General features: G+C 59.2%; 22 protein-coding genes. 9 read left to right on the top strand and 13 right to left on the bottom strand.

Features of this window, described 5'->3' with window-relative positions; translation table 11 throughout:
- Positions 1 to 78 precede the first annotated feature (78 nt).
- The 3 genes from E0D86_RS03715 to E0D86_RS03705 all read left to right on the top strand — a co-directional run bounded on the left by E0D86_RS03715 (position 79) and on the right by E0D86_RS03705 (position 3,787).
- Positions 79 to 693, top strand: coding sequence for a TRAP transporter small permease subunit (locus E0D86_RS03715; RefSeq protein ID WP_131648605.1), 615 nt, complete (start codon positions 79 to 81; stop codon positions 691 to 693).
- A gap of 16 nt (positions 694 to 709) precedes the next feature.
- Positions 710 to 2,077 carry a TRAP transporter large permease subunit gene (locus tag E0D86_RS03710; RefSeq protein ID WP_131648604.1) on the top strand — a complete coding sequence of 456 codons (1,368 nt, stop codon included), beginning with the start codon at positions 710 to 712 and terminating at the stop codon, positions 2,075 to 2,077.
- 222 nt (positions 2,078 to 2,299) lie between these two features.
- Positions 2,300 to 3,787: a sigma-54-dependent Fis family transcriptional regulator gene (locus E0D86_RS03705; RefSeq protein ID WP_131648603.1), complete on the top strand. Its 1,488-nt coding sequence runs from the start codon at positions 2,300 to 2,302 to the stop codon at positions 3,785 to 3,787.
- A gap of 311 nt (positions 3,788 to 4,098) precedes the next feature.
- Here the strand turns inward: E0D86_RS03705 and E0D86_RS03700 are convergent, their stop codons facing one another.
- The 8 genes from E0D86_RS03700 to E0D86_RS03665 form a co-directional block, all read right to left on the bottom strand.
- Positions 4,099 to 5,604 carry a methyl-accepting chemotaxis protein gene (locus E0D86_RS03700; protein WP_371924042.1) on the bottom strand — a complete coding sequence of 502 codons (1,506 nt, stop codon included), beginning with the start codon at positions 5,602 to 5,604 and terminating at the stop codon, positions 4,099 to 4,101.
- Between the two features lie 268 nt (positions 5,605 to 5,872).
- Positions 5,873 to 6,643, bottom strand: a complete 771-nt coding sequence (locus tag E0D86_RS03695; protein WP_131648601.1) for a 3-hydroxybutyrate dehydrogenase — start codon at positions 6,641 to 6,643, stop codon at positions 5,873 to 5,875.
- Positions 6,644 to 7,139: 496 nt separating this feature from the next.
- Complete coding sequence (pgm, locus tag E0D86_RS03690; protein ID WP_131648600.1) at positions 7,140 to 8,804, bottom strand: phosphoglucomutase (alpha-D-glucose-1,6-bisphosphate-dependent); 1,665 nt, start codon at positions 8,802 to 8,804, stop codon at positions 7,140 to 7,142.
- 268 nt (positions 8,805 to 9,072) lie between these two features.
- Positions 9,073 to 9,666: a LysE family translocator gene (locus E0D86_RS03685; RefSeq protein WP_131648599.1), complete on the bottom strand. Its 594-nt coding sequence runs from the start codon at positions 9,664 to 9,666 to the stop codon at positions 9,073 to 9,075.
- 100 nt (positions 9,667 to 9,766) lie between these two features.
- Positions 9,767 to 10,606, bottom strand: a complete 840-nt coding sequence (locus E0D86_RS03680; protein ID WP_131648598.1) for an AraC family transcriptional regulator — start codon at positions 10,604 to 10,606, stop codon at positions 9,767 to 9,769.
- A 221-nt stretch (positions 10,607 to 10,827) separates the two neighbouring features.
- Positions 10,828 to 12,066, bottom strand: a complete 1,239-nt coding sequence (locus tag E0D86_RS03675; RefSeq protein WP_131648597.1) for a nucleoside permease — start codon at positions 12,064 to 12,066, stop codon at positions 10,828 to 10,830.
- A 42-nt stretch (positions 12,067 to 12,108) separates the two neighbouring features.
- Positions 12,109 to 13,182 carry a sugar phosphate isomerase/epimerase gene (locus E0D86_RS03670; protein WP_131648596.1) on the bottom strand — a complete coding sequence of 358 codons (1,074 nt, stop codon included), beginning with the start codon at positions 13,180 to 13,182 and terminating at the stop codon, positions 12,109 to 12,111.
- A 9-nt stretch (positions 13,183 to 13,191) separates the two neighbouring features.
- Positions 13,192 to 14,352: a Gfo/Idh/MocA family protein gene (locus tag E0D86_RS03665; protein ID WP_131648595.1), complete on the bottom strand. Its 1,161-nt coding sequence runs from the start codon at positions 14,350 to 14,352 to the stop codon at positions 13,192 to 13,194.
- A 154-nt stretch (positions 14,353 to 14,506) separates the two neighbouring features.
- On the opposite strand from E0D86_RS03665, the gene E0D86_RS03660 reads away from it, so the two are divergent.
- On the top strand, positions 14,507 to 15,514 hold the full coding sequence (locus tag E0D86_RS03660) for a LacI family DNA-binding transcriptional regulator (RefSeq protein ID WP_131648594.1): 1,008 nt from the start codon (positions 14,507 to 14,509) through the stop codon (positions 15,512 to 15,514).
- Positions 15,515 to 15,679: 165 nt separating this feature from the next.
- On the opposite strand, the gene E0D86_RS03655 is transcribed toward E0D86_RS03660, so the two are convergent.
- Entirely contained in the window at positions 15,680 to 18,019 is a 2,340-nt protein-coding gene (locus tag E0D86_RS03655; RefSeq protein WP_131648593.1) for an AAA family ATPase, read from the bottom strand.
- A gap of 528 nt (positions 18,020 to 18,547) precedes the next feature.
- Between E0D86_RS03655 and E0D86_RS03650 the strand changes: the two genes are divergently transcribed.
- The gene (locus tag E0D86_RS03650; RefSeq protein WP_131648592.1) at positions 18,548 to 19,765 is read left to right on the top strand and encodes an MFS transporter; all 1,218 of its coding nucleotides are present in this window, start codon (positions 18,548 to 18,550) and stop codon (positions 19,763 to 19,765) included.
- Positions 19,766 to 19,831: 66 nt separating this feature from the next.
- Here E0D86_RS03650 and E0D86_RS03645 read toward each other — a convergent pair whose 3' ends face one another.
- Positions 19,832 to 20,716 (bottom strand): LysR family transcriptional regulator, encoded by an 885-nt coding sequence (locus E0D86_RS03645; RefSeq protein WP_131648591.1) that lies wholly within the window; start codon positions 20,714 to 20,716, stop codon positions 19,832 to 19,834.
- A 114-nt stretch (positions 20,717 to 20,830) separates the two neighbouring features.
- Between E0D86_RS03645 and E0D86_RS03640 the strand changes: the two genes are divergently transcribed.
- On the top strand, positions 20,831 to 21,256 hold the full coding sequence (locus tag E0D86_RS03640; RefSeq protein ID WP_131648590.1) for a VOC family protein: 426 nt from the start codon (positions 20,831 to 20,833) through the stop codon (positions 21,254 to 21,256).
- Between the two features lie 73 nt (positions 21,257 to 21,329).
- On the opposite strand, the gene E0D86_RS03635 is transcribed toward E0D86_RS03640, so the two are convergent.
- Positions 21,330 to 21,662, bottom strand: coding sequence for a gamma-glutamylcyclotransferase family protein (locus E0D86_RS03635; RefSeq protein WP_131648589.1), 333 nt, complete (start codon positions 21,660 to 21,662; stop codon positions 21,330 to 21,332).
- Between the two features lie 303 nt (positions 21,663 to 21,965).
- Here E0D86_RS03635 and E0D86_RS03630 point away from each other — a divergent pair, with 303 nt between their 5' ends.
- On the top strand, positions 21,966 to 22,382 hold the full coding sequence (locus E0D86_RS03630; protein WP_131648588.1) for a hypothetical protein: 417 nt from the start codon (positions 21,966 to 21,968) through the stop codon (positions 22,380 to 22,382).
- Positions 22,383 to 22,415: 33 nt separating this feature from the next.
- Here E0D86_RS03630 and E0D86_RS03625 read toward each other — a convergent pair whose 3' ends face one another.
- On the bottom strand, positions 22,416 to 24,056 hold the full coding sequence (locus E0D86_RS03625) for a Na+/H+ antiporter (protein WP_131648587.1): 1,641 nt from the start codon (positions 24,054 to 24,056) through the stop codon (positions 22,416 to 22,418).
- Between the two features lie 299 nt (positions 24,057 to 24,355).
- Here E0D86_RS03625 and E0D86_RS03620 point away from each other — a divergent pair, with 299 nt between their 5' ends.
- The gene (locus E0D86_RS03620; RefSeq protein WP_131648586.1) at positions 24,356 to 24,697 is read left to right on the top strand and encodes a DMT family protein; all 342 of its coding nucleotides are present in this window, start codon (positions 24,356 to 24,358) and stop codon (positions 24,695 to 24,697) included.
- Between the two features lie 113 nt (positions 24,698 to 24,810).
- A complete protein-coding gene (locus tag E0D86_RS03615) occupies positions 24,811 to 25,092 on the top strand; it encodes a pyrimidine/purine nucleoside phosphorylase (protein WP_131648971.1) in 282 nt (93 codons plus the stop codon).
- 85 nt (positions 25,093 to 25,177) lie between these two features.
- Here E0D86_RS03615 and fliS read toward each other — a convergent pair whose 3' ends face one another.
- Complete coding sequence (gene fliS, locus E0D86_RS03610) at positions 25,178 to 25,564, bottom strand: flagellar export chaperone FliS (RefSeq protein WP_131648585.1); 387 nt, start codon at positions 25,562 to 25,564, stop codon at positions 25,178 to 25,180.
- Positions 25,565 to 25,720: the final 156 nt, after the last annotated feature.

The raw sequence follows: 25,720 nt of genomic DNA, 5'->3' as shown, positions 1-25,720 counted from the left end.
TGCCCCTTATTTCAAGCGGGCCGTTGCCGTACCGGTGTAGTTGCGTCGCGTGCCCGTGCTGGATTTGCCGAGGTCGTCATGTCCGTTCACCCCGTTTCCCCCAACGACGCGGCGCCCGCCTCTGCCAAGGCCGAGCTGCCGCATAACCGACTGTCTTACTGGCTGGACAGGGCCTTGGTCGCCATCGGCGAACTCAGCGCCTGGATCTGGGTGCTGTGCCTGCTGGTGGTGCTGACCAATGTGTTCAGCCGTTTCGTGCTGGCGCGTGGCTCCATTGCGCTGGAAGAGTTGTCCTGGCACCTGTTTGGTGCCGCTGTGTTGCTTTCGCTTGCGTACGCCGTGGTACGCGACGACCACGTGCGGGTCGATGTGCTGAGCGAGAAATTCACCCTGCGCAGCCGGGCCATCATCGAGTTGCTGGCCATCGCGTTCCTTGCGTTGCCTGTCGTTGTGCTGATGGTCGATGCGCTGATTCCCTTCGCCTACCAGGCGTTCATCTACAACGAGCGCTCGCAAGCGCCAAGCGGCCTGCCGCATCGCTTTATCTTCAAGAGCACATTGCCGCTGGGCTTGATGCTCCTGGCGCTGGCGCTGTTCTCCAAAGCCACGCGCTGCAGCACGCTGTTGTTCAAATTCCCACGGGCCATTACGGCCTCTCCGAATGACCGCGACCGCGGCCATCCGCAGCCCTGATGGAGTAGCCGTAATCATGGGTCTGGAACAAATACTCGTCATCGGCATGTTCGCCAGCTTCATGGTGCTCCTGCTGCTTGGTTTCCCTGTCGCCTGGTCGCTGGCCGGCATCGGGCTTCTGTTCGCCGTTCTCGGCTATGTCATGGTCGAGCATTTCGATGCCGATCTCTGGTTCACTTGGGAAGGCACCATCGGCGTGCTGGACGCCCGCATCTACGGCATCGTCGCCAATGAACTGATGGTCGCCCTGCCGCTGTTCATCTTCATGGGCATCATGCTCGACCGTTCCGGCATCGCCGAGCGCTTGATGCACAGCCTGGTCCGTGTGCTCGGGCCATTGCGCGGCGGCTACGCCGTGACGGTCGTGCTAGTGGGCATTCTGCTTGCCGCGTCCACCGGCATCGTCGGCGCTTCGGTGGCGCTGCTCGGCATGCTTTCGATCGGCCCAATGCTGCAGGCCAAATACAACAAGAGCCTGGCCGTCGGTACTGCCTGCTCGGTCGGCACGCTGGGCATCCTGATTCCGCCAAGCATCATGCTGGTGCTAATGGCTGATCGTCTTGGCACCTCCGAAGCTTCGGTGGGCAAACTGTTCATGGGCGCGCTGATCCCCGGCATGATGCTGGCTGCGATGTACATCCTCTACATCGTGATCGTTGCCTGGGTAAAAAAAGACTTCGCGCCTGCTCCGGCCAACCGTCCCAAGCTCGACGCGCGCGCGCTGCTCGACGTCTTCTTGGCCGTGGTGCCGCCCTTTGTGCTGATCCTGGCTGTGCTTGGTTCGATCTTCTTCGGCATCGCCACGACCACCGAAGCCTCCGCTGTCGGCGCATTCGGCGCGGTACTGATGGCCGCTTGCAGCCGCAGGCTGAATCTCACCGTGTTGAAGGAAGCGCTCTACCAAACCAGCCGCACCTCCGCTTTCATCTTCGGCATTTTCATCGGTGCCACGGTGTTCGCCGCAGTGCTGCGCGGCCTGGGCGGCGACGATGTGATTCGCGATGCACTCACCGGATTGCCGTTCGGCCAGACTGGCGTATTGCTCACGGTGCTATTCATCACCTTCCTGCTGGGGTTCTTCCTGGATTGGGTGGAGATCACCTTGATCGTTCTGCCGCTGGTAGCACCGGTACTGTTCTCGATGGGCGTCGATCCGCTGTGGTTCGCGATACTTTTCGCGCTGTGCCTGCAAACCTCGTTCCTGACACCACCGGTAGGCTTCGCCCTGTTCTACATCAAAGGCGTCTGTCCGCCAGAAGTGACCACCCGCGACGTCTATCTCGGTGTATTGCCGTACATCCTGATCCAGCTGCTCGGCCTGGCTCTAGTGTTCTTCTTCGAGCCGCTGGCGACGTGGTTGCCCAATGAGGTATATGCGCGCTAACAGGCTGTTGAAAAACTACCTGCGTTGGCAATACGGCGTTGAAAACGGCCTCAGAAGCTCATTTACAACACGTAAACTTCGCTTCCTCGGCCGTTTTCGCCTTGTCTTGCCTGCCTCGCCAGCGTTTTTCAACGGCCTGCATGCGTCCTCGCCCCGGCTGCCTTGCCCGAGGCAGCCGGGGCCTTCCATAATCGGTCGGAACCCAAACGGACATCCCTGCCCATGGCGATTGCGCGCAACGACCTCGATCACAATGGTTTGATAATCGGCGTCTCCCCGGAGCGCTTTCGCGCCGTGGCGATGCCCCTGCTGTTCGATCACCTCAACGCCCAGTGCGAAGGCACCATTGCGGTCAACCGCCAGGCGCGCATCGTCTGGATCAATGACAAGTACGCCGCAAAGGTTGGCATCAGCGACCCACGCAGCGTGCTTGGCAAGGAAATCGAAGAGGTGCTGCCAGCCAGCCGTCTACGCGAGGTCATGGAAAACGGGCTGCCCAGCATGCTCGACCTGATGGCGTTCGGCGATGAGCATTTCGTGGTGACTCGCATCCCGCTACGGGACGAGGACGGCACCTTGGTCGGCGCGCTGGGCTTCGTGCTGTTCGACCGGGCGCAGCACCTCAGACCGCTGATGTCCAAGTTCAACATTCTGCAGACGCAGCTGGTCGCGACCCAGAACGAGTTGGCCAAGGCCCGCCGCGCGCGTTACACCATTGCCGGCTTCATCGGTACCAGCCCAGCCGCCAGCGAGGTCAAGCGTCAGGCCCGCCGTGCGGCACAGCTTGACGCCACGGTGCTGATCCGCGGCGAGACCGGCACTGGTAAGGAATTGCTCGCCCAAGGCATTCACAACCTATCGCCACGGGCCAATGGCCCTTTCGTCGCGGTCAACGTCGCGGCCATCCCGGAAACCCTGGTGGAGGCCGAGCTGTTCGGGACCGCCCCAGGCGCGTTCACCGGTGCGGATCGCAAGGCGCGTATCGGCAAATTCGAAGTGGCTAACGGCGGCACGCTGTTCCTCGATGAAATCGGTGATCTGCCCATGCCGCTGCAGGCGAAACTGCTACGGGTGCTGCAGGAACAGGAAATCGAGCCCCTGGGCTCCAACCAGGTCAAACCGCTCAACGTGCGGGTGATCGCCGCGACCCACATCGACCTGGAAGCCAAGGTCGCCGCCGGGCAATTCCGAGACGATCTCTACTACCGCCTCAATGTCCTCGCGCTCAAGGTGCCATCGTTGCGCGAACGCGCCAGCGACATTCCTGCGCTGGTCGAACATCTGCTCGATGACATCGCCAATCGATCCGGCCATGCGCCGATGGAGCTCACGCCCGAAGCCGTAGCGCTGCTCTGCGGCCAACCCTGGCGCGGCAACGTTCGCGAATTGAGCAACCTGCTGGAGCGGGCCCAATTGAATGCCGATGGCCTGCCACTGGAATCGCGACATCTGCTCCCGTTGCTTGGCGAGCAGAGCAGCAGTGCCGCATCTGTGCCGCCAACAGTAATGCCGCTCCTCACCGAACCATCCGCCTTGGAAGAAGCGCCGCTTCAGCTGCTGGCCGAGAGCATTGCTCAGGCCGAACGCCGCGCGCTGCAACATGCACTGCGCACCTGCAAAGGCAACCGTCGCCGTGCCGCCGTCGAGCTGGGTATTTCGCGTGCGAGCCTATATTCGAAACTGCAGCTGCACGGGTTGAGCGAGCGTTAGCCTTTCGTGACACAAGACGCCATCGGCTCGGTGGCGTACAGCCTGCCTCGCAACCCTCGAAAGACGTGTCTCTTCCCGCAATGCTTTCTCTAGCGCTGAAGACGCTCTATGGCCTGCGGCCTTTTTCGCCGCGAGGTCGCGCCTCCCACAGAGTCAGGTGCATCTGCCTGCTTTCGTGGGAGGTGCTTAAGTGAACGCCCCGCCCACCACCCCCGAAATGCTCAGGCAGAACTGCTGATAATCTGGACGAATCACCATGATCGACCCAATGGCGCCGTCCAGGCTTGAACTGGACGGCGCACCGGGGCCTATCAGGCATTCAATCGTTCGATCTGACCACCAAGCTCTTGCGCCAATAGCCGCAGCTCGGTACTGGCGGCGCGAGTTCGGGTGACCGTCTGCCCGGCGGAACTGGCGGTGTCGCGGATGCCGTTGACGCTACGATTGATTTCCTCAGCCGTAGCGGTCTGTTCCTCTGCGGCCGTCGCGATCTGCAGGTTCATGTCGTTGATGGTCGAGACCGCCACGGTGATAGCGCCGAGCGATTCACCCGCGCGCGCGGCCTGTTCCATCGTCGATTGTGCCTTTTCCGCATTGCGAGCCATGCGCTCGACGGCCGTGGTTGCACCTGACTGGAGCCGCTCGATGATCGCGTGGATCTCTTGAGTCGAACGCTGGGTACGCTGCGCCAGCGAGCGTACCTCGTCGGCCACCACCGCAAAACCGCGACCATGCTCGCCCGCGCGGGCTGCCTCGATGGCAGCATTGAGCGCAAGCAGATTGGTCTGTTCGGCGACGCCATTGATCACGTCGAGCACCGTGCCGATGTCGTGGGAATCCTTCGCCAGTTTCTCCACTACCGAGCGCGCTTGCGACAGATCGCCGGTCAGGTCCGCGATTTCCTGCATGGTCTGCTCGACCATCCGCCGACCTTGCGCGGCCTCTGCTTCTGTCTGCTTGGTCGAATCAGCCGCGAGACTGGCGCTACGCGCCACTTCCTGCACTGTGGCGACCATTTCGTTCATCGCGGCGGCCAGGCTGATGGTTTCGCTTTCCTGCCGCTCGGCATCGCGCTGGGCGCCTGAGGTGATCTGAGACAAATCTTCGCTGGCGGTCATCAGCTTCAGGTTGGCCTGGGTCACCTGGCCAACCACGCCGCTGGCGGCCTCCATGAGCGTATTGAAGCTGCCTGCCATCTGCGCGAGTTCGTCGCGACCTTGTGTCGGTAGGCGTACGGTCAGGTCAGTGCGGCCCTCGGCAGCCTTTTCCAGGGTGGTTACCGTTTCACGCAGGGGCCCGGTGATGCTGCGTATCAACAGCATGCTGAATCCCGCGAGCGCCGCGAGAATAAGCGCGCCGACGAGCAATGCTGTCGTCACTTCTCGGTTCACGGCCGCATCGATATCGGCGGGGTGAATACCGCTGGACACCATCCAACTCCACGGTTTGAAGCCGCGTGCCTCGGTCAGCTTGAGCTCGGGCTCGGTGGCGCCCGGTCGCGGCCAAAGATATTCGAGCCGCATGGAGCCGTTGCTGCGCACACCGTCCACCAGCTGCTGCACGAATGGCTTGCCGGCCTTGTCCTTCAGATCACGCAGATCGCGACCGACCAGTTGCGGGCTGACCGGGTGCATTAGCCAGACGAAATCCATGTTGTTGATCCACAGATAGTGGTCGCCCAGATAACGGATGGTGCCGATCACTTCCATCGCGCCGGTTTGCGCCTCTGGCAGCGTGATTTCACCCGCGCGCGCTTTGCCCTCGTAATGCTCCATCACCCGTACGGCGGTGGTCAGTGCCGCATCCACGGCGGCCATTTTTTCTTCGGTCAGACTGCGTTGCAGACTGGCCACCATCCACCAGGTGAACAGAACTACGACCACACCGAAACCAAGGGTAAGCATCCAGACCCGCTGACCGATACGAAACTGACGAAAGAAGCTGTTCATCGAGACGTCATCCTTATGAAGGCAGCGCGCCAACCATTGGCGAACCGCAACTGCTCACCAGCGCATAGAGCTCAGGCGCCGTTCCTAAGTGCGTTAACGTGAAGACTTGCCGCAAAGGTCGATCAAGGCCGCAGCGTCACTGCGCCAGCCAGCCGCCATCGACATTCCAGGCCGCGCCGCGTACTTGCTTGGCGGCGTCGCTACAGAGAAACAGCGTCAGATCACCCAGCTCCTCGGGCGTGACGAAATCCAGCGAAGGCTGTTTCTCCATCAGCAGCTCCCGCGTCGCGCGGGCCGGGTCGCCATGGGTTTGCGTCTTGCTGTCGATCTGCTGCTGTACCAGCGGCGTCAGTACCCAGCCTGGGCAGAGCGCATTGCAGGTGACTGCGGTGGATGCGGTTTCCAGTGCGACCGTCTTGGTCAGCCCGATCACCCCATGCTTGGCGGCCACGTAAGCCGATTTCTGCGCCGAAGCCACCAAGCCATGTACCGAGGAGATGTTGACGATCCGCCCCCAGTTGCGCTCGCGCATGCCCGGCAGCGCCAAACGCATGGTGTGGAATACCGAGGACAGATTGATGGCGATGATGCTGTCCCAACGCTCGACCGGGAAACTTTCGACCGGAGCGACATGCTGAATGCCGGCATTGTTGACCAGCACATCGAGGGACCCGAAATCACGCTCGGTCTGGCTGACCATCTCGGCGATCTGTTCGGCGTCGGATACGTCGGCTGAGTGATGCAGCACACGGGTGCCATAGACGGACACTCGGGCGATAGCCGCCTCCACATCGCCGAAGCCATTGAGCATCACGTCGGCACCCGCCGCTGCAAGCTTGCAGGCTATGCCTAGACCGATCCCGCTGGTCGAGCCGGTGACCAGGGCTGCTTTGCCTTTCAGAATCATGGCTGTCTCCGATTGCTGCGGGTAACGATCAGGGCAGCGGTGCACATGGCACCCTGATGACAATCAGAGTAGCGGCTGTTACGAAGCATGCTGGGCGGGATAATGGTGAAGCGGGACGGTCGGGTGCCGGCGGCTGATCCGCCGAAAAGTGTGCGTAGGGCATTCATGTACGGTTTTCCTTATTGTTCTGATCGCGCCGGCCGCACCGTCGAAATGCATCGACGGTGCGGCACGGAAACAAGCGAGACCGGAAAACCAGAGCGAAAGCCATGCCAGAGCGGCGAGCGGCCGGGCAAAAAGGTCGAGACGCCCGCGATAGCGGGCGTTCGGAACGAGAAGATGGGTGTCCTTACCCTTCAGCCAGTTAGTGCAATGTCCAGCATTTTGTACATGCTCACAGAGCGACACATACCGGCGAGCCCCATGTCCGAGCCGCTGGACGGTAATGAAAACCGTGCTCGCAACAATCAATCCCTACTGGATTGCGCTTGTTGCCTCACCCTGCCAGCACGCCGTCGACCAGCGCCTTGGCTTCTTCCTGGATGCGCTTCAAGTGCGCCTCGCCTTCGAAGCTTTCGGCGTAGATCTTGTAGACGTCCTCGGTACCGGATGGCCGAGCGGCGAACCAGCCGTTGTCGGTGACGACTTTCAAACCGCCAATCGCAGCACCGTTGCCAGGGGCTTCGGTGAGGATCTGGGTGATCGGCTGGCCGGCCAGTTCGCCCGCCGTGACCTGAGAGGCCGACAGCTTGCCGAGCTTGGCTTTCTGTTCACGGTTGGCTGGGGCGTCGATGCGCTGGTACACCGGAGCGCCGAAACGATCGGTCAGCGCCTGGTAGCGTTCGCCTGGGTCCTTGCCGGTTACCGCTGTGATTTCCGCCGCCAGCAGGCCTAGGATCAGGCCATCCTTGTCGGTCGACCAGGCGCCACCGGCCTTGCGCAGGAAGGACGCGCCTGCGGACTCTTCGCCACCGAAGCCCAGACTGCCATTCATTAAGCCATCGACGAACCACTTGAAGCCCACCGGCACTTCCACCACCTGGCGGTCGATGCCCTTGGCGACGCGGTCGATCATTGAGGAAGAAACCAGCGTCTTGCCGATACCCGCCCCAGCGCTCCATTCGGGGCGGTGGGTGAACAGGTATTCGATGGCGACGGCCAGGTAGTGATTGGGGTTCAGCAGCCCAACCGAGCGCGCGACGATGCCATGGCGGTCATGGTCGGTATCGCAGGCGAAAGAAACGTCGAAGCGGTCCTTGTTCTCGATCAGTCCAGCCATGGCGTGTGGCGAGCTGCAGTCCATGCGGATCTTGCCGTCCCAATCCAGGCGCATGAAGCGGAAGGTTGGGTCGACTCGGGTGGAGAGCACTTCGAGCGGCAGACCATAGCGTTCAGCAATGCGCGTCCAGTAATGCACACCGGCGCCGCCGAGCGGATCGACGCCGAACTTCAGGCCAGAATTGCGGATCGCTTCGAGATCGACCACTTGATCCAGGCCGCCCACGTAGCTTTCGATGAAATCGAAGCGCTGGGTGGTCGGAGCCTTGAGCGCTTGCGCGTAATCCATTCGCTGCACGCCCTTGAGCCCGGCGACCAGCAGCGCGTTGGCGCGTTCCTGAATCCACTTGGTCACGCCCGTATCAGCCGGGCCGCCATTGGTGGGGTTGTACTTGAAGCCGCCATCGGCCGGCGGATTGTGCGATGGGGTGATGACAATGCCGTCAGCCAAGCCGCTGCTGCGGCCGACGTTGTATTCGAGGATGGCGTTCGATATCGCCGGCGTCGGGGTGTAGCCGGGCTCGCCATTGGTTTCGCTGCAGCCAGCGTCAATGCGCGTCTCGACGCCATTGGCTGCAAGCACTTCAAGAGCCGAAACGAACGCCGGTTCAGACAGCGCGTGGGTGTCCATACCGACGAAAATCGGACCGTCGATGCCCTGCTCTCGACGGTAGTCGCAGATTGCCTGCGTGGTAGCGAGGATGTGCCATTCGTTGAAACTGTTCTTCAGCGACGAACCACGATGGCCAGACGTCCCGAAGGAAACCTGCTGCGCTGGGTCCGACGGATCGGGGCGCTCGCTGTAGTAACGGGATACCAGGCGTGGAAGATTGACCAGGGAATTCTCGTGCGGGAGGCGTCCTGCGTTGACGTCAATGCTCATCTGTCGTTCCTTTGAAGGGGCTGGATAATGTCGCCTCGGGCATAACCGCAGGGGTCGCATAGGAGGCAATCGAAGCAATAAAGCGCGGTCCCGCGCCACTTATCTACGCGCTAAGACCACCACCCCTTGGGCTTTGGTTCCCCATGCGTGATAAAGACATGTTCGGGCTGATTCGGGTACGCATGATATTGCCGATTTCTTCGGTAGCGAAGGTCCGCTGCATTCACCTTGCATCGAGCAACGAGTAACCCATACGACTTCTTTGTGGTCAGCCCAACAGGCTCGTCCATGCCGAGACGAGCAGCAGCAGCGCCATGCTCTGATTGAAGCGCCGCATCCAGCGCGTCGACGTCAGAAACCGCGCGGCGCCCCGCCCCAGTACGGCCCAGGCAGTTAGGCAAGGCACGGCGACGAGAAAGAAAATCAGCGCATAGATGCCATAGCGGAACGAGCTGGCCCCCGCGCTGGTGAATACGCTAACGACAGCGAACGCCATCATCCAGGTCTTGGGATTCACCAATTGCAGCGCCGCTCCGCCCCAGGCCCCGATGCGCTTACTGCTGCCGTCCTTATCCACGCCGACGGGCTGAGTGCGGAACAGCTGCCACGCCAGCAGACTGATCCACGCCACACCGAGCCACGCCAGGCTTTGCTGCACCAACGGAAACCGCAGCAATGTCTCGCCCAGCCCCAACCCGACCACCAGCACGATGGCAGCCGCACCGGCGCAGGCGCCTAGCACGATGGGCAACGCGGCACGCAATCCATACAGCGCGCTGTTGCTGAGCACCAGAATGTTGGTCGGCCCAGGTGTGATCGATGCCACCAGGGCAAAGAGCACGAAAGGCAAAAACTGACTCATCGCCATGCACCGAGGCACGGCTGGCTACGACAGACTTCGAAGATTGAAAACATGGCGGAAACTCCAGTGGGCTGTTTCCGCCATGTTCCGGCTGAGCGCGTTAGCGGTCTGGAAGATTTGAGCAGCGCTTGCGATAGGCAGCGGGACTCAACCCGTACGCACGCCGAAACCAACGCCCAAGATGGCTCTGATCGGCAAATCCCAGCTCCACCGCAACGCTCGCCGGAGCCAATCCCTGGCGCAAAAGCTTGCGAGCCAGACTCAGGCGAAGTTGCACCAGATATGCGTGAGGTGCCAGTCCGAAGGCCGCCTTGAACGCGCGGGAAAGACGGAAGCGGTCTACATCGACCGCCAATGCCAAATCATCCAGACCGATATCCTGATCCAGATGAGCATGCAGAAAATCCCGCGCGTTAAGCACCACAGAAGGCAGCCGCGGACTCAGCTCCCCTTTCTGTCGCCAATGAACATGGCTGGACAGTTTTTCCAGCAACGCATCCAGCGCCGCGTGCCGGACGATGCGCAAATCTGCGCTGTGCAGCGCCTGGAACGCATAGGCAATGTGGTTCACCAGATCCGGCTCGCTCGCCAGCGTTTCGGCAAAGCTCGGCAGGCAATGCTCAGGCGCGTCCTCGAACAGTGCCCGCAGCTGGGCTTCAAGCCATTGCGGCTGCAGGTAGAGCATCGAATAGGTGAAGCCACCAGGCGCTGGGGCGTGGCCGTCATGTATTTCCCCAGGCTCCAGCAAAAACGCCTGCCCCGCCGTGCTGCTATGCAGCACTTTGCGGCAACGAAACTGCTGCACACCCTGCTCCGTGAAACCGACGAGGTAGCTGTCATGCCAATGCGGGTCGTAGGCATGGCCCTCGAAATGAGCACGAATGATCTCGATGCCCGTTTCGGCATCCAGCTTCAAATCGACCCAGCTGTTGGCACCCATGGTTGGCTCTTCAATGACGAATGACTACAGGCGAAGGCCTGCGAACCTGCATTCTGTAAGGAGATGAACAGCAGTCATAGAAGATTTGTGCAACTACCGCCCGCATCAGGATTGACGGTCGTCCTGGCAGGACGGGTTTGGGACCGGTAAATCGTCGTTGCGCAGGACCAGGCGTCACCGGTTCGGAGAGCGCCGGTCGTGAATGACCAGCGCCTGATCATTCAAGCCACTTTGGCAGTCGTCTCAAGCCCGGCTGGCCGTTGTTCGCGGAAGGCGAACAGGAAGGTCAGGAAGACGCCCAATGCGAATATCGCTGGGAATATCCAGATGCTCTGCCAGTCGTGGCCGTCCATGCTTGCGAAGTGATCGGTCACCTTTCCGGCCACCCAGAAACCGATAAGCATGCCGACGCCGTAAGTGGCGAGGGTGATCAGCCCTTGTGCCGAGCCCTTGTAGGTTTCGCCGGCCTTGGCGTCGGTATAGATCTGCCCGGAAACGAAGAAGAAGTCATAGCAGATCCCGTGCAAGGCAATACCTGCAACCAGCATGAAGAGCAGATCGCCGTTATTACCGTAGGCGAACAGCGCATAGCGCAACGTCCAGGCAAGCATTCCCAGCAGCAGGGTTTTCTTGATGCCGAAGCGCTGGATGAACAGCGGCAGCAGCAACATGAACAGCACTTCGGAGATCTGTCCCAGGGTCATCTTGCCGGTCGGGTTGTCCACGCCGATTTCCGCGAGGAATGGATTGGCGTTCTGGTAGTAGAAGGCCAGTGGAATGCAGATCAGCACCGAGGCGAGGAAGAAGATCGCGAAGCTGCGATCCTTCAGCAGCTTGAGTGCATCCAGACCCAGCGCTTCCTTGAGCCCGCCCTGCTCGCGCCGGGCCAGCGGCGGTGTACTTGGCAGACTGAAGCTGTACAACCCAAGCAACGCCGACGCGATGGCGCACATCAGGAAAGTATTGCGTAGCGCACCGGCTGCGATGGCTTGCTGGGAATCCCAGCCGAACAAAAAGCTGATCACCAGCCCGGCGATGATCCAGCCCACCGTGCCCCAGACCCGAATCTTCGAGAACTCCTGCGCCGGGTCACGCATCTGCCGGAAGGCCACGGCATTCACCAGGGCCAAGGTAGGCATGTAAACGATCATGTAGCCCAGCACGAATGGATAGAACGCACTGAAGTCGCTGGCTCGATAGAGCTGGAACAACAGCACCGCGCCGACCAGATGCAGGATGGCGAGCAAGCGCTCGGCGTTGAAGTAGCGATCGGCGATCAGGCCGATCACGAACGGCGCCAAAATCGCGCCCCAGGATTGGGTCGAGAACGCCATACCGATCTGGCCGCCGGTCGCGCTCAGGTTGTTAGCCAGAAAGGTACCGAGGGTGACGAACCAGCCGCCCCAGATGAAGAACTGCAGGAACATCATCAGGCTCAGCCGCGCATTGAGTGTGCTCATGGTCTTGTCCTTATTGTTGTGCACGTTTATCAGGAGAACGTCTTAATCGAGTCCCAGCAACCGGCGGTTTCGCGAGGTGCTGCTCGCAACACCGACGAAATCGTCGAAGGCCCGGGTGGCGCGGTTGATCAGCTGCTGCCGAATGAAACGGGCGCCCTCCTCGGCCCCCTGCGCGGCATCCTTGAGGCAGCACTCCCATTCGAGTACTGCCCAGCCCTCATAGCCGTACTGCGTCAGCTTGCTGAATATCTGTTTGAAATCGACCTGACCGTCGCCCAACGAGCGGAATCGCCCAGGGCGCTCGGTCCAGCTCTGATATCCGCCGTAGACACCGGAACGGGCGTCCGGGCGAAATTCGGCGTCCTTGACGTGAAACATGCCGATGCGCTCGTGATAGCGGTCGATGAAGCCGAGGTAATCCAGTTGCTGCAGCAGCAGATGGCTCGGGTCGTAGAGAATCTTCGCGCGGGGATGGTGATCGACCGCATCGAGGAAGCGCTCGAAGGAGGCGCCGTCGTGTAAATCCTCGCCAGGATGAATCTCGAAGCACAGGTCGACCCCAGCTTCCTCGAACGCATCAAGAATAGGCCGCCAGCGCCGCGCGAGTTCGGCGAAACCCTCCTCGACCAGACCGCTCGGTCGCTGTGGCCAGGGATACATGTACGGCCATAACAGCGCACCGGAAAACGTCGCATGGGCAGTGAGGCCCAAACGCCGACTGGCCTTGGCCGCGAGGTGCAACTGATCGATGGCCCACTCGGTACGGGCCTTTGGCTTGCCACGCAGCCCGGCCGGAGCGAAGTCGTCGAACAGGCCATCAAATGCCGGATGCACCGCCACCAGCTGGCCTTGCAGATGGGTCGACAGTTCGCTGATTTCGACGCCGGCCTCAGCGCATAGCCCCTTGAGCTCGTCGCAGTAGGTCTGGCTCTCGGCGGCTCGTTGAAGGTCCAGGCATTGCGTTCCGAGCGTTGGAAGCTGAACTCCGCAATAGCCGAGCGAAGCCGCCCAGCGCGCAAGGTTTGGAAGGTTGTCGAATGGCGCTTCCGGCCCGAGGAACTGCGCCAGGAAAATGGCCGGGCCGCGAATACCGCTGGATGTCATGGGTTGCTGCATCTTGAGTTCCTATCGTTTTGTAGCGGCGAATGGCGTCCACTTGGCATCGCTGTGATGGCTGGCGATGACCGTCTCGATGAAGGCCATGCCACGCAGGCCGGCATCGACACCCGGAACCTCGAGCGCGCGTCCCGAGCGGATGGATGTGGCGAAGTCGGTGTAGAGATTGGCCATCGCTTCGAGATAGCCCTCGGGATGCCCGGCAGGCAGGCGCAGGCGCCGAAGCGCGTCTTCGCACAGCCAGCGTTGATCGACCCCGGCGCGCAGCACGCGCAGCGCCTCGCCGAGCGGGCGATGAACCAGACTGTTTGGCTCCTCTTGGCGCCATTCAAGGCCGCCGCGCTCGCCATACAAGCGCAACGTCAGGGCGTTCTCTTCGCCCGTGCAGACCTGACTGGCGATAAGCACGCCGCTGGCGCCGCCATCGGTCTGGAACAGCACCGCACCGTCATCGTCGAGCTGCCTCCCCACGACATGCACGCCAAGGTCCGCACATAGCCGTTCGATGCGCTGGCCGCTGACGAACTCGGCAAGATTGAACGCGTGAATGCCAATGTCGCCCATGCAGCCGCTCGGCCCCGCCTGAGCTGGCTCACCGCGCCAGGCCGCCTGCTTGTTGCCCTGCCCTGCCTGGTCCTGGCTCAGCCAACCCTGCGGATACTCGACGAAGATTTTGCGCAATCGACCAAGCGCGCCAGCCTGCACCATATGCCGCGCCTGCCAGACCATCGGATATCCCTGGTAGGTATGCGCCAATCCGTAAAGTCGGCCGCTGTCGGCTTGGGCTTCGGCAAGCACCTGCATATCCGCCAGCGACAGCGCCGCCGGCTTCTCGGAAAACACATGGAAGCCGGCACGCAAGGCAGCCTCGGCAATGGGCGCATGTAAATGATTGGGCGTCACGATGGCCAACAGTTCCATGCGCTGATCCGCCGGCCGCTCCTGCTCGGCCGCCAGCAGCGTCTCCCAGGCGTCATAGCAACGCTGCGGGTCGAGATGCAGAGCCGCACCACTTCGCCTGTTGTTTTCGGGGTCGCGGCTGAAGGCACCACAGACCAGCTCGATATGGCCATCGAGGCGCATCGCCTGTCGGTGCACCTGGCCGATGAACGCCCCTTCACCGCCACCCACCATGCCCACCCGAACCTTAGATCGACCGGTTGAATCCATGCCTTTGCTCCAGCTTTCGAGGTTTGATCACTTGCAATGTAACCGGTTACATTGGTTCAGAAGTTAGCACCGAAAGCCTTGCTGTCAAGTCGCAAGTGCTGCGTTACGCTAGTCACCGCTAACCAACAGGGTCGGCGCCGATGATCGAGGAGTTATGCCAAACATTCGCAAGGTGGCCGAGTTGGCCGGGGTTTCCGTCGCCACCGTCTCGCGCACATTGAAGACGCCTGAAAAGGTATCGCCGCAGACCCGCGACCGCGTGAACGCTGCGGTCGAACAGGCGGGCTATCGCCCAAACCTGATGGCTGTGCAGTTCCGCTCGCGCAAGACGCGCAATCTCGTCGTACTGGTCCCGGCCATCGCCAACGTGTTTTTCGCTCGCGTCATCAGCGGTATTCAGGAAGCCGCGCAAGCCTTCGATTACCGCGTGCTGCTGTGCAATACCCTGGGCCGCGAAGACGTCGAAATCGCTTATGCCGAACTGGTTCACGCCCACCAGGCCGACGGCTTGATCCAGCTGCGCGCGTTCAACCCTTTCGCTGAAACCTGCCTCCACGGCGATGCGCTACCGCCGATGGTCAACGCCTGCGAAGTGCTCGATATTCCGCCCTGCCCGACCGTTCGACTGGATAACCGCGCCGCGGCTCGCGCAATGACCGAACATCTGCTCGCGCTGGGCCATCGCCGCATCGGCCTGATCAAGGGACCGCAAGGCAGCCCCCTGACCCGAGAGCGTATTGCCGGATACGAAGATGCGTTGAATGAAGCAGGCATCGCGCTCGATCCGGAGCTACTGTGCCGCGGCAATTTCACATTGCAGGCCGGTTACGACGCCGCCGGACAGCTGCTCGACAACCCGAATCGACCGACCGCAATCTTCTGTGAAAATGATGAGATGGCGATAGGCGCCATGCAGCGCATCCGCCAGTCCGGATTGCGCGTTCCGCAGGACGTATCGATCGCCGGCTTCGATGACATCCCCTTTGCCGCCTTTAGCGACCCACCGCTGACGACCATCGCCCAGCCCGCAGAGGCCTTCGGAAGGCACGCCGTCGAGATGCTCGTATCGCAGTTCGAACAGCGTGTCCTTGAGACGCCTCACCTGATATTGCCCTTCAACCTGATCGTGCGCGGCAGCACAGCGGCTGTTGCACGCACTTGACTGCCCAGTTGCATCCGTCCTAATTAATCAAGTGCAATCGACCACCGCTCGAACCCGACTTTCACCAGTACATACCGAAGGGTGACCGGCAGAGAACGGCCAGAAGCGGACGTTCATCAAGGCTCAATTTTGAGATTTGGAGGCGCCTACAAAGCCAGGGGCGATTCACAATGGCTCGGTCCCACCTTCATCACTAGCCGCCCCTGCAACAATGATAAATGCGTCTGCGGCGGCGTCGCCTGCTTCGCCCACCACTTCTTCATCTTCCGTCGCCACCTCAGCAGGATCTAAATCGACAAAGTCTCGGCCCATCATCATTTTATAATGAGGCATATGCTCCATGGCCTTAAAGACCTTGAAGAAGATCTTCATATAGCTATGCGTCATACCATCGCTTATTGCTACGTACAGATCATCTGGCGAATAGTGAGATCCGTCGTTAACCCAGCTAATCAATGATTGGCATTGAACTTTTTCCTGCCCTTCGAATTTATCGATGATGACCTGAGTATCTATGTTCCCTAGAATTTTGAAGTAATTTTCCAAAATTCTGCGCATGGTGTTTTGAATGGTAAGCGCCGGCAATGGCTTTTTCGTCAACTCAGCCCACAGCAGCTGATAGGACGTCTTAATAGGATTGTTTTCAAAGCCTTCAATTTTCGAGAAATGATCGGGCTTGCGTACTATCCAGAACGTTTCATCCTTGATAGAAGCATCTCCAGCCCTCTGGGGGTTGAAGGTGATTTCTTTATGAAAGTGTACGTTATGGGTTAAAACAAAGACCTGCTTTAGGTTATTCCCTTTCTGGCGAACCTCGTGGAAAAGCTTTTTGATCAAGCTGCTCACGATGAACAGAACATCGCTATCCAGGCTTGAAACCGGATCGTCAATGACGACAATTCGATCAGTACTGATACCCGAGGTCGTGATACTCCCCCTGAGCAAATGATAGAAGTACAGGAAAGTAACGAATGTCTTTTCGCCTTCGCTGAGCGTTGCTTTAGCATCAGTTCCATCACTTCTGATCAGGCGATATGAATTATCGGCACACGCAGGGTCCAAGGAAAAGCTTCGAAACCCAAAGTCTTTCAGGATTTTATTGATCGCAATAACAGTAGGTCTCACACTTGTCAGCGTAGTTTCAATCCTTGCAATTTCTGCGTCAGCCGTGGATATATCTACCGTTGCCCTGTCCATGCTTGCAGTGATGCCATCAATTGCTTTGCCGACACGGTCAACATCTTTAGTGTAAGCAGCAAGAGTGTCTTTAAGCTCAACATCAAGAAGATACCGCCACACTGCATCTGTTAACGTATTCTGCTCAACGGAGAACCCCGAAACAAGACGATTATGTTCAGATACCTTGAGGTTAGCTGAATTGATCAGCTCAGAAACTCTAAGCGGAATCTCTGCAAGGCCTTCCAGCGCAACGTCAATACTGGGACTAGCTACCTTGTGGTCGATGCGTTGCCGGTTCACCAAAATAATTGCATTCAGGGCCTGCAACTCAAGATCAAGCTTCTCTTTATCTAAGTGAAAACAATCCGTGGCCAAGATTTTTTGAGCCTGGGCTAACAGGTCATCTGATACCGAGTTATAAGCATCCTGAAACTGCGATAGGGCTCTAGTATCTGCCTCGAATGTTTCGTCAAAATAATCCTCCAGGCTTTTTTCGAATTCATGCGGTAGTTTCTGTTGACAGAAAGGACAGTCATCGTCGGTATGACCCAAGTACTTCATACCTTGCCTAACCCAGTCACTGTTTCCCAAGTGCTGGATCAGCGCAGATACATTGACATCCTCTTTACCAACCACTTTCTTGCTTAGGACGGAGTTTTGCTCAAGCTCGACCAAGCGAGACAGATCAAGGTCAGAGACAGCATTAATGGGTGATGGTGCGTCACCATAAAGTACGTCTGCGCGCTTACGCAGGTCTTCGATATCAACCAGCTGAGAGGTGTTACTTTTGCTCTCCTGTAAGACCCTATTCTTGAAGGCCTCCCGGTTATTTCTCAGGCCTTTAAAAGCCCCCTGAAACTCATCGTCGTACTTCTGCTTTTGTTCCCAACACCGTGCTACTAGCTTTGCTTCCAGAGCATTTCTTTCGGCGACCTTCCCGCTCTTACCGTCTGGGCCATTTAGGTTCTCTTGCGCTTTGGTTTTGAGCAGCGCGTGGCGCTCTCTTTCCTTCTTGAGCTCTTCCAGGCGATCAAGTTGCGCCTGCTCGGCCTGCCCCAGCGTGAACACACCTTTGAACTGCTTCGAGTCAGTGAAATTCGCAGCGATGAAGTCGTTGTTGTAGACCATTGCCGGAATCTGATTGCCCTTCGCCCACGTGACTTTGGAGGCAGCTGTTAGTGCTGGGTTGTTTATCAGCCTGCTAATCGTTGTCTTGCCTGCTCCGTTTGCACCGTAGAAGTAGTTCACGGCCTTCAGGTTTTGAATCGTTTCGGGGGTTACGGGGCTGTAGGTCGCTATGCCGGAAAGGGTGATCGATTCAATCATTTCTCGCATCCGTGGAGAGGGGAATTAGGGAGCAAGCCAAGAGGCGATCCTAGATATGACGCACGTCATCCTGGAATTCAGGGCAGGTGGTGCTTTCTGCCGCCGCAGCTCAGGCCACTACACCAGCTTATGAAGCCGGTAGCAATCAAGGGCTGCCACCGCGAACCCGGTTTTTCGTCGCTCTGCGGAGTAGCCAAGCTCGTCCTGCGCATCTCGGCTACAGCTAGCCGCTGTGCATCTCTTCAAGTTGCGCATCATTGAAAAAGGGGGGCAGATCTATTTTCTATCAATGTCCGCTTTTGGCCGTTTCCTGCCTGTTGCGGGCGGCAGCTTTGAGTCGATTTATGCCAATCGTATCGATGTAATGTCGACGAGAGTCGTCGGCTCATCGAGAACGTGAGAGCGATATTGATGATTGCCAGATGAAGGTCTTCCGCTGTTTCCTTAGCAGCCTAAGGGATGGTGCTACTGCACTGAAAAATGGCACATTGACGCACCTGCCGTTTGTACCCTCCGTGTGGAACTCTCATGACCATCAGCAATGCCCAGGCCGACATGACGTTGGCACCGGCGACACAACAAAGCAGCCCATTGGTCATGCGGATCATCGGTGCGGTCGCGCTGGCGCATTTGATCAATGACCTGATCCAGGCAGTGCTGCCGTCGATCTATCCAATGCTCAAGGCCAGCTATGGTCTGACGTTCACGCAGGTTGGTCTGATTACCCTGACTTTCCAGCTGACCGCCTCGCTGTTGCAACCCTGGGTGGGTTATTACACCGACCGCCATCCCAAACCCTGGTTATTGCCCGCCGGCACGGTCTGCACCTTGATCGGCATTGTGATGATGTCCATGGTCGGCAGCTTCCCGTTGATTCTGGTGGCGGCGGGATTGATCGGCATCGGTTCTTCGACCTTTCATCCTGAAGCTTCTCGCGTAGCACGACTCGCCTCGGGTGGGCGTTTCGGGCTGGCGCAATCAACTTTCCAGGTAGGCGGCAATGCGGGTTCGGCGTTCGGGCCGCTATTGGCTGCCGCGATCATCATTCCGTACGGTCAGGGCAATGTTGCTTTGTTCGGGCTGTTCGCCGTGTTTGCGCTGTTCGTGCTGTATCGAATCAGCCGCTGGTACGCCAATCACTTGAGCCTGTTCAAGCTCAAACAAGGTCAGGCCGCAACCCATGGCTTGTCGAAAGGTCGGGTGATGAGCGCGCTGGTCGTGCTCGGCTTGCTGGTGTTCTCCAAGTATTTCTACATGGCCAGCTTCACGAGCTATTTCACCTTCTACCTGATCGAGAAATTCGATCTATCGGTGGCCAGCTCCCAACTGCATTTGTTCCTGTTTCTAGGTGCGGTTGCAGCGGGAACCTTCTTCGGAGGGCCGATCGGCGACAAGATTGGCCGTAAGGCAGTGATATGGTTTTCGATCCTTGGCGTGGCGCCATTCACCCTGATTCTGCCTCACGTCGACCTGTTCTGGACCAGCGTCCTGAGCGTTGTCATCGGCTTCATCCTCGCCTCGGCGTTCTCGGCCATCGTCGTGTATGCCCAGGAATTGGTGCCGGGTAATGTCGGGATGATCGCCGGGGTGTTCTTCGGATTAATGTTCGGTTTCGGCGGGATTGGCGCGGCGTTGCTGGGGCATTTGGCGGACATTCACGGCATCGAATACGTGTACTTCCTGTGTTCGTTCCTGCCGTTGTTTGGTGTGTTGGCGATCTTCCTACCAAGAACCAAAAAAGCCTGAGGGATCCGAGGTCGTTGAACGAAGCAATCGGCGGCAAGCGACCTTCAGCCTGCTGTCGAAGCTACCTCATGAAACCGAGCTTCTCTCCTCTAACGCCTCCCACAAGCAGCGCCGAAACAGCTGATGCAACGGCAATCGCTGCGCGCTGTGGCGGCTGACGAGCATCAGCTCACGGTAGAAGGTGGCACTGCCGAGAGAAATGATGCGGACCGTTGGCGTGCGTTCGAGCCACAGCCCGGCCTTTGGCACCAGCGCCACGCCCAGACCGCTTTCAACCATCTTGACGATGGCATCCAGCTCGTCCAGTTCGAGCCCTGGGCGCACATACAGATGGTGTTTGCGCAGGAATTGACTCACCTGGCGACCACCGAAAGAATTGCGGTCGTAGCGCACTAAGGGGTGCTCTACGAGTAGCTTGAACGGGTCGTCGCCCTCGATCTTCAGCGGCGTGATCAGCACGAAGGGTTCCTTCTGAATCAGCTCGGCGTGCAGCTCCTTCGGAAGTGCGAACGGTGGGCGGATCATTACCGCCAGATCAATTTCGCCGGCATCGATCTGTGATAACAGGTTCAGCGAAACGCCCGGCGCCAGCTTGGGCTCTATGCCCGGCGCTTCGCGCAGCAAACGCAGCAGAACCGGCGGCAACAACCCGGTCTGTACCGTGCCGATGGCGCCAATGCGTAGTTCGCCACGGTAGTCGTCCACCGACTCCGGCTGACCCATAAGGGCGAAGGTTTCAATAATCTGCTCGGCCAGCGGCAGCGCCCGCAAACCCGCCGCGTTGAGATCGGCCGAACGCCCGGTTCTATCGAATAAACGAAGGCCCAACGCGTCCTCAAGGTTCTTGATCTGGGCGCTGACCGCCGACTGGGTCAGGCCGATCTTGTTGCCCGCAGCCGCAAAACTGCCGCACCGGGCTATCGTCAGGAAGGTTTTGAGTTCGCGAATCATGAGGACCTTTATTGATCGATTTTTTTGAGGCTCGGCTCAAAAGATATCCGCTGTTTGCCCATACGACAAACAGCAAGAATGACGTCACCGTGCCTACCCAAGAAGGAATCCCCGATGAGCCTCTCACCTTTCCACCTCGCGATCCCCGTTTACGATTTGCCAGCCGCCCGCCATTTCTACGGCGAGGTGTTCGGACTCGCTGAAGGGCGCTCTTCCGACCATTGGGTCGATTTCGATTTCTACGGACATCAGCTGGTGATCCATGAACATCCGAAAACCCAGTCTCAGGACGCCGCGCACACCAACGCGGTGGACGGCCATGACGTACCAGTACCGCACTTCGGCATCGTGCTGAGCTGGCCGGAGTGGGAAGCGCTGGCCGAACGCCTCCGCTCGCTGGGCACCCAGTTCGTCATCGAGCCTTACGTGCGTTTTCAGGGGCAGGTCGGCGAACAGGCCACGATGTTCCTCTTCGACCCCTGCGGCAATGCGCTGGAATTCAAGGCATTCAAGGACATGAGCCAGGTGTTCGCCAAGTGAGTTGGCGGGCATCTGATACGACGCGCTGCGGAGATGCGGCAAGCAATTCGCAGCGTCTTGATTAGTCTTTAGCTCAGCCTGCTCCGAGCGCGTAGATATACGCTTTTACAGTCTGACCGCTGCCGAGCCTGACGTCCGCCAGGATGCGTTTGTAGGCGTCGCCTTCGAACTCATCGAGCCTTGCCCAATGCGCCGCAAACGCCTCTGAGCTGAGCACGAAGCCTTCGATCGTCTCGCCGCGTTCATCCAGATCGAGACCGGGAAACCCCAGCGCAGCGCCCCAACCTTCTTCACGCAACCTGCCCGACACACTTGCGGGCTCCCAGGTACCGGGAATCGCCGCCAGGATGTGCTCGTTCGGCCGCCCAGGTGCGAGGGAGCCGTATACAAAAAGTCGCTCGATCATGAGTCGCTTTCCTCAATGCGTTCGGTTGCTTAAGCGAGATTTTGCCATGCGCTCAATGTGGCCAGCCATTCAGCCGGTCTACGAGACCACCCTGGCGCATAGCGGGCACGAGCGGCGCCAGACAGATTTTCGACACTTGGCGCTAAACAAAAGCGCTGATGGACCGATAAACCGACATGCCAAGCGAAGCGGACGCGGTTCGATCCGCCCCCTTCGAGGCGCCCTACACAGCCGGTCTCGTATCTGCTCGCATGCGGCAGACTCGAGATGCGGCATGGCCACTCTGCAAACGGAATCCTTACCGTGCAACTCATCGATAACAGAGCGCTGATCAACGAAGCCCTGAGTCAATCCGCGGCGCTGACTGGAGGTCGTTTCGATCATCGCTACTGGTTGAGCAAGGTGGCGGACGTAAAGCTGCTGATCATCTCCAAGCCGGAGGTGCTGTTCGATCTGTCCGTGAAGGTTTACATCCCCCTCGCACCCGGACAGAAGACACCGTTGACCTATGGCGACGGCTGGTTCAACTGGCATTTTCTGGGTAGCAAAAGTGCGATGGTGACCATCGCCCGCGAGATTCTGTCCATCGCGTTGCGCAACCAGAAAGGCAATTCGCCTGTGCTGCATGCTTGGTTAGCCGAGCTGGTGACGTTCAAACGCAGCAGCAATACCATCGCCGTGCTCGAACCTGAGCCGCATCAGGATCAAGCTGGCCGCTAGATCCATCCCGCTTCGCCGCGCAACGGACAAAGCCTAAACCGCGTCGCCCGTGCCGAGCGCCGCCTCTTCGTAATCGAGTTCGCGCAGCAGGATCTGCAGCATCTGCTCGTCGATCAGGTGGCGCTTTCTCATCCGGTACAGTTCCTTGCGCTGCACAGCGATGGCCTGCACGCGAATGTCGCGCTCCAGCACCTGCGTCTGGCGCGCCTGGTTCGCACGATCTTGGTGTTCCATCAAGGCTTCGATGTCGTGCCGATAGGACTCGGTAATCCGAGCGGTGACCTCGCTGCGCAGCAGCGCCTCGTCGGGATCGTCCACGGGGTTGGCCTGTTTCCAGTTTTCCAGCCAGGTGACCGCAGCCTGGGCGGCGATCCGACGGGCTTTCTTGAGTTCTTCCCTATGTTGTTCGACATCGTTGTTGGGCAGTTGCTTGAGGAAATAGGGGATGCCCAGCGCACCGACCAGCAACGACAAGATGATCACCGCGGCCGCCAGAAAAATCATCAGATCGCGCCCCGGAAATGGCGTGTCGCCAATCATCAGTGGAATCGACAGGACGCCGGCCAGGGTGATTGCCCCACGCACGCCCGCCACGGCGCTAAGCGCGGAAAACAGCCTAAGGGGTTTGGGCTGAACAGTCTTTCCAAGCAGCCGATGTACCCGCGCCTCGCTCCAGTGATAGGCGTAAACGAAGCCAAAGCGGATCACCAGCAGCAGCGCCATGATCGCCAATGCGCTGAAGATCAACATCGGCATGCTGTAGCTCTGCTGTCCAGCCGCTTCCCAAACCCTCGCCACGATCCGCGGGAATTGCAGCCCCAGCAGCAGAAACACCAGACCGTTGAAGCTGAAATCAAGCATTTCCCAAATGCTGCGGTTGAGGATGCGCGTGCTGGTCTTCACCGGCAGCATGTCGATGCGGCTCTGCACCATGCCCGCCGCCACCGCCGAAAGGATGCCGGACATGCCCGCATGCTCGGCCAGGAAGAACGCGGCAAAGGGCAGCAGCAAAATCATCAGCACATAGGCCGAGGGATCGAACAGGTTACGCGCGGTCATCCATTGCTTGGCCTTGCCCACCGCCCAGCTCAAGCCGGCGCCAATGAGCAGACCACCCAGAGCGATGACAAAAAACTCGCCGGTGACCGTCGTCAGCGAAAAGGTGCCGGTAATGGCGGCAGCCAGTGCGAACTTGAACGAGACCAGGCCAGTGGCATCGTTCATCATCGCCTCGCCTTCCAGCTGGTGCGCCATATGGCGCGGAAGTCGACCCTGGGCGATGGCGATTACGGCTAGCGCATCGGTCGGCGAGAGAATGGCCGCCAGTGCGAAGCTCGCCGCCAGCGGAATCGTCGGCAGCAACCAGTGAATGAAGTAACCGACCACTACCAGGATGACCAGCACGAGCACCAGCGCCATGGCCGTCATTTCGGCGCCATGCTCGGTGAACTCGCGTTTGGGAATCTTCCAACCGTCGTAGAACAGCAACGGCGGAATGAACAGCAGCATGAAGATCTCTGGCCGTAGCTCAACGCCCATTCCGAATGGCGGAAGCGCCAACATGCTGCCCATCAGAATCTGCAGGATTGGCAGTGGCACTGGCACGACATTGGCGAGTACCCGGCTCGCGCCCACCGCAAGCAACAGCAGAAAGATTAGATAAAGCGTTTCCATGGGGCCGGCGGGTCTCTGCGGAAATAGGTAAAGGCGTGCGGGAAGTGCGCGCATTGTGAAAAAAGTATAGCCAGGCGGTTTGATATAGCCGGTTCGTTCGTCAGGTCCGCCCCAACGACCATCAGCACTGCCGCGCGTGACGTAAGATATCGCGCCCCGATCCCCATCGCCCAACGCAGCTCAACCGAGCAACCTTGCCCCGATGCAGTGGTTACAGACGTCTGTCTGTAGGCGATTAGAGCGGCTTCATCGGGATCGGAGGAGTGAATGGCACCAGGCTACCAACCCGGAGATTTCCAATGCCCATCTGGCTTCAGACTGCTGCCCTGCTCTGCATCTCCAACTTGTTCATGACCTTTGCCTGGTATGGCCACCTCAAAACACTCAACGGCAAACCCTGGCTGATCGCTGCACTGATCAGCTGGGGTATCGCCTTGTTCGAGTATCTGATCATGGTGCCCGCCAACCGCATCGGCTACACCGAGCTGTCGATCGGCCAACTAAAGATCATGCAGGAGGTCATCACCCTCGCGATCTTCGTCCCCTTCAGCGTGCTCTATATGCAGCAGCCACTGAAGCTCGACTATCTCTGGGCCGGGATTTGCCTGTTAGGTGCGGTGTACTTCATTTTTCGCTCGTGAGCGTGCCGCTGCAAAGCCGCAACATGGCCTTCATTCGAAACATGAGCGGCCTGATGACGCCATCTTGCCGCTTCGGCATACTGGCCGCCCTTTTCCGCACCCTGGAGTTCCGAATGTTCAAGGTCAACGAGTACTTCGACGGCACCGTCAAATCCATCGCCTTCGACATGGCAGCAGGGCCTGCCACCATCGGCGTCATGGCGGCAGGCGATTACGAGTTCGGCACCAACCAGTTGGAAGTGATGCATGTGGTCGCCGGCAGCCTGGACGTCAAACTACCGGGAAGCGACAGCTACGAAACCTTTGGCACCGGCACTCAATTCACCGTACCGGCGAACAGCAAGTTTCAGCTGAAGGTCGCGTCGGATACCGCTTATCTGTGTGAGTACCGCTGAAAGCAAAACGCACTGACTGGCTCAGTTGCCAGACAGTGCGTCAGTGTTGCGTTGACAAATAGCATCTGTAGTACTGCGGCTTGAATCAAACCTTAGGCGCGATGCCGTCCCAGCCTTGCTTGATTTCGCCAAGCAGATTCGCCACTTCATCAAGCTTGTTTACGTCGTTATGCCGGCTGGCTTCGAACAGCCGCATCGTCATGAATTCGTACAGGCGATCCAGGTTTTCCGCCAGCTCGCCGCCGGCTTGCTTGTCCAGCACATCGCGCAGACCGCCAATGATGCTGACCGCCTTACCTATCAGTGTGCCCTTCTCCGCGTAGGCCTCACGCTCCATGGCGCCCTTGGCCTGAGCGATACGGTCCAGCCCACCCTGCATCAACATCTGAATCAAACGGTGCGGATCGGCCTCGGTCACCTGGGCCTTAACGCCGACTTGCTGGTACTGCCTCATTGCTGCCATAGCATTCATTTGGATGAGCCCCTTGCCACATCAATTTGCATGTACAGCTTATCGGTCGGGGTGGCTCAAGCTTGAGAGCAGTCAGCAAAATTAAAAGAAGAAACCGCCTCGGCGGCGGCTTGGGATCGATACGAATCTCACCCGTTTGGCGGGCTTGGCTTTCAG

Source organism: Pseudomonas sp. IC_126 (genome assembly GCF_004331835.1).
In the GTDB taxonomy this organism is placed as follows: Bacteria; Pseudomonadota; Gammaproteobacteria; order Pseudomonadales; family Pseudomonadaceae; genus Stutzerimonas.
Note: the sequence above shows the minus strand (reverse complement) of the source record. Positions and strands in the feature narration are given on the sequence as shown.

Excerpts from the sequence above, each read along its gene's own strand:
- E0D86_RS03715 (WP_131648605.1), top strand. The coding sequence starts at position 79 with ATGTCCGTTCACCCCGTTTCCCCCAACGACGCGGCGCCCGCCTCTGCC.
- E0D86_RS03710 (WP_131648604.1), top strand. The coding sequence starts at position 710 with ATGGGTCTGGAACAAATACTCGTCATCGGCATGTTCGCCAGCTTCATG.
- E0D86_RS03705 (WP_131648603.1), top strand. The coding sequence starts at position 2,300 with ATGGCGATTGCGCGCAACGACCTCGATCACAATGGTTTGATAATCGGC.
- E0D86_RS03700 (WP_371924042.1), bottom strand. The coding sequence starts at position 5,604 with ATGGCCGCCGTGGATGCGGCACTGACCACCGCCGTACGGGTGATGGAG.
- E0D86_RS03695 (WP_131648601.1), bottom strand. The coding sequence starts at position 6,643 with ATGATTCTGAAAGGCAAAGCAGCCCTGGTCACCGGCTCGACCAGCGGG.
- pgm (WP_131648600.1), bottom strand. The coding sequence starts at position 8,804 with ATGAGCATTGACGTCAACGCAGGACGCCTCCCGCACGAGAATTCCCTG.
- E0D86_RS03685 (WP_131648599.1), bottom strand. The coding sequence starts at position 9,666 with ATGAGTCAGTTTTTGCCTTTCGTGCTCTTTGCCCTGGTGGCATCGATC.
- E0D86_RS03680 (WP_131648598.1), bottom strand. The coding sequence starts at position 10,606 with ATGGGTGCCAACAGCTGGGTCGATTTGAAGCTGGATGCCGAAACGGGC.
- E0D86_RS03675 (WP_131648597.1), bottom strand. The coding sequence starts at position 12,066 with ATGAGCACACTCAATGCGCGGCTGAGCCTGATGATGTTCCTGCAGTTC.
- E0D86_RS03670 (WP_131648596.1), bottom strand. The coding sequence starts at position 13,182 with ATGCAGCAACCCATGACATCCAGCGGTATTCGCGGCCCGGCCATTTTC.
- E0D86_RS03665 (WP_131648595.1), bottom strand. The coding sequence starts at position 14,352 with ATGGATTCAACCGGTCGATCTAAGGTTCGGGTGGGCATGGTGGGTGGC.
- E0D86_RS03660 (WP_131648594.1), top strand. The coding sequence starts at position 14,507 with ATGCCAAACATTCGCAAGGTGGCCGAGTTGGCCGGGGTTTCCGTCGCC.
- E0D86_RS03655 (WP_131648593.1), bottom strand. The coding sequence starts at position 18,019 with ATGATTGAATCGATCACCCTTTCCGGCATAGCGACCTACAGCCCCGTA.
- E0D86_RS03650 (WP_131648592.1), top strand. The coding sequence starts at position 18,548 with ATGACCATCAGCAATGCCCAGGCCGACATGACGTTGGCACCGGCGACA.
- E0D86_RS03645 (WP_131648591.1), bottom strand. The coding sequence starts at position 20,716 with ATGATTCGCGAACTCAAAACCTTCCTGACGATAGCCCGGTGCGGCAGT.
- E0D86_RS03640 (WP_131648590.1), top strand. The coding sequence starts at position 20,831 with ATGAGCCTCTCACCTTTCCACCTCGCGATCCCCGTTTACGATTTGCCA.
- E0D86_RS03635 (WP_131648589.1), bottom strand. The coding sequence starts at position 21,662 with ATGATCGAGCGACTTTTTGTATACGGCTCCCTCGCACCTGGGCGGCCG.
- E0D86_RS03625 (WP_131648587.1), bottom strand. The coding sequence starts at position 24,056 with ATGGAAACGCTTTATCTAATCTTTCTGCTGTTGCTTGCGGTGGGCGCG.
- E0D86_RS03620 (WP_131648586.1), top strand. The coding sequence starts at position 24,356 with ATGCCCATCTGGCTTCAGACTGCTGCCCTGCTCTGCATCTCCAACTTG.
- E0D86_RS03615 (WP_131648971.1), top strand. The coding sequence starts at position 24,811 with ATGTTCAAGGTCAACGAGTACTTCGACGGCACCGTCAAATCCATCGCC.
- fliS (WP_131648585.1), bottom strand. The coding sequence starts at position 25,564 with ATGAATGCTATGGCAGCAATGAGGCAGTACCAGCAAGTCGGCGTTAAG.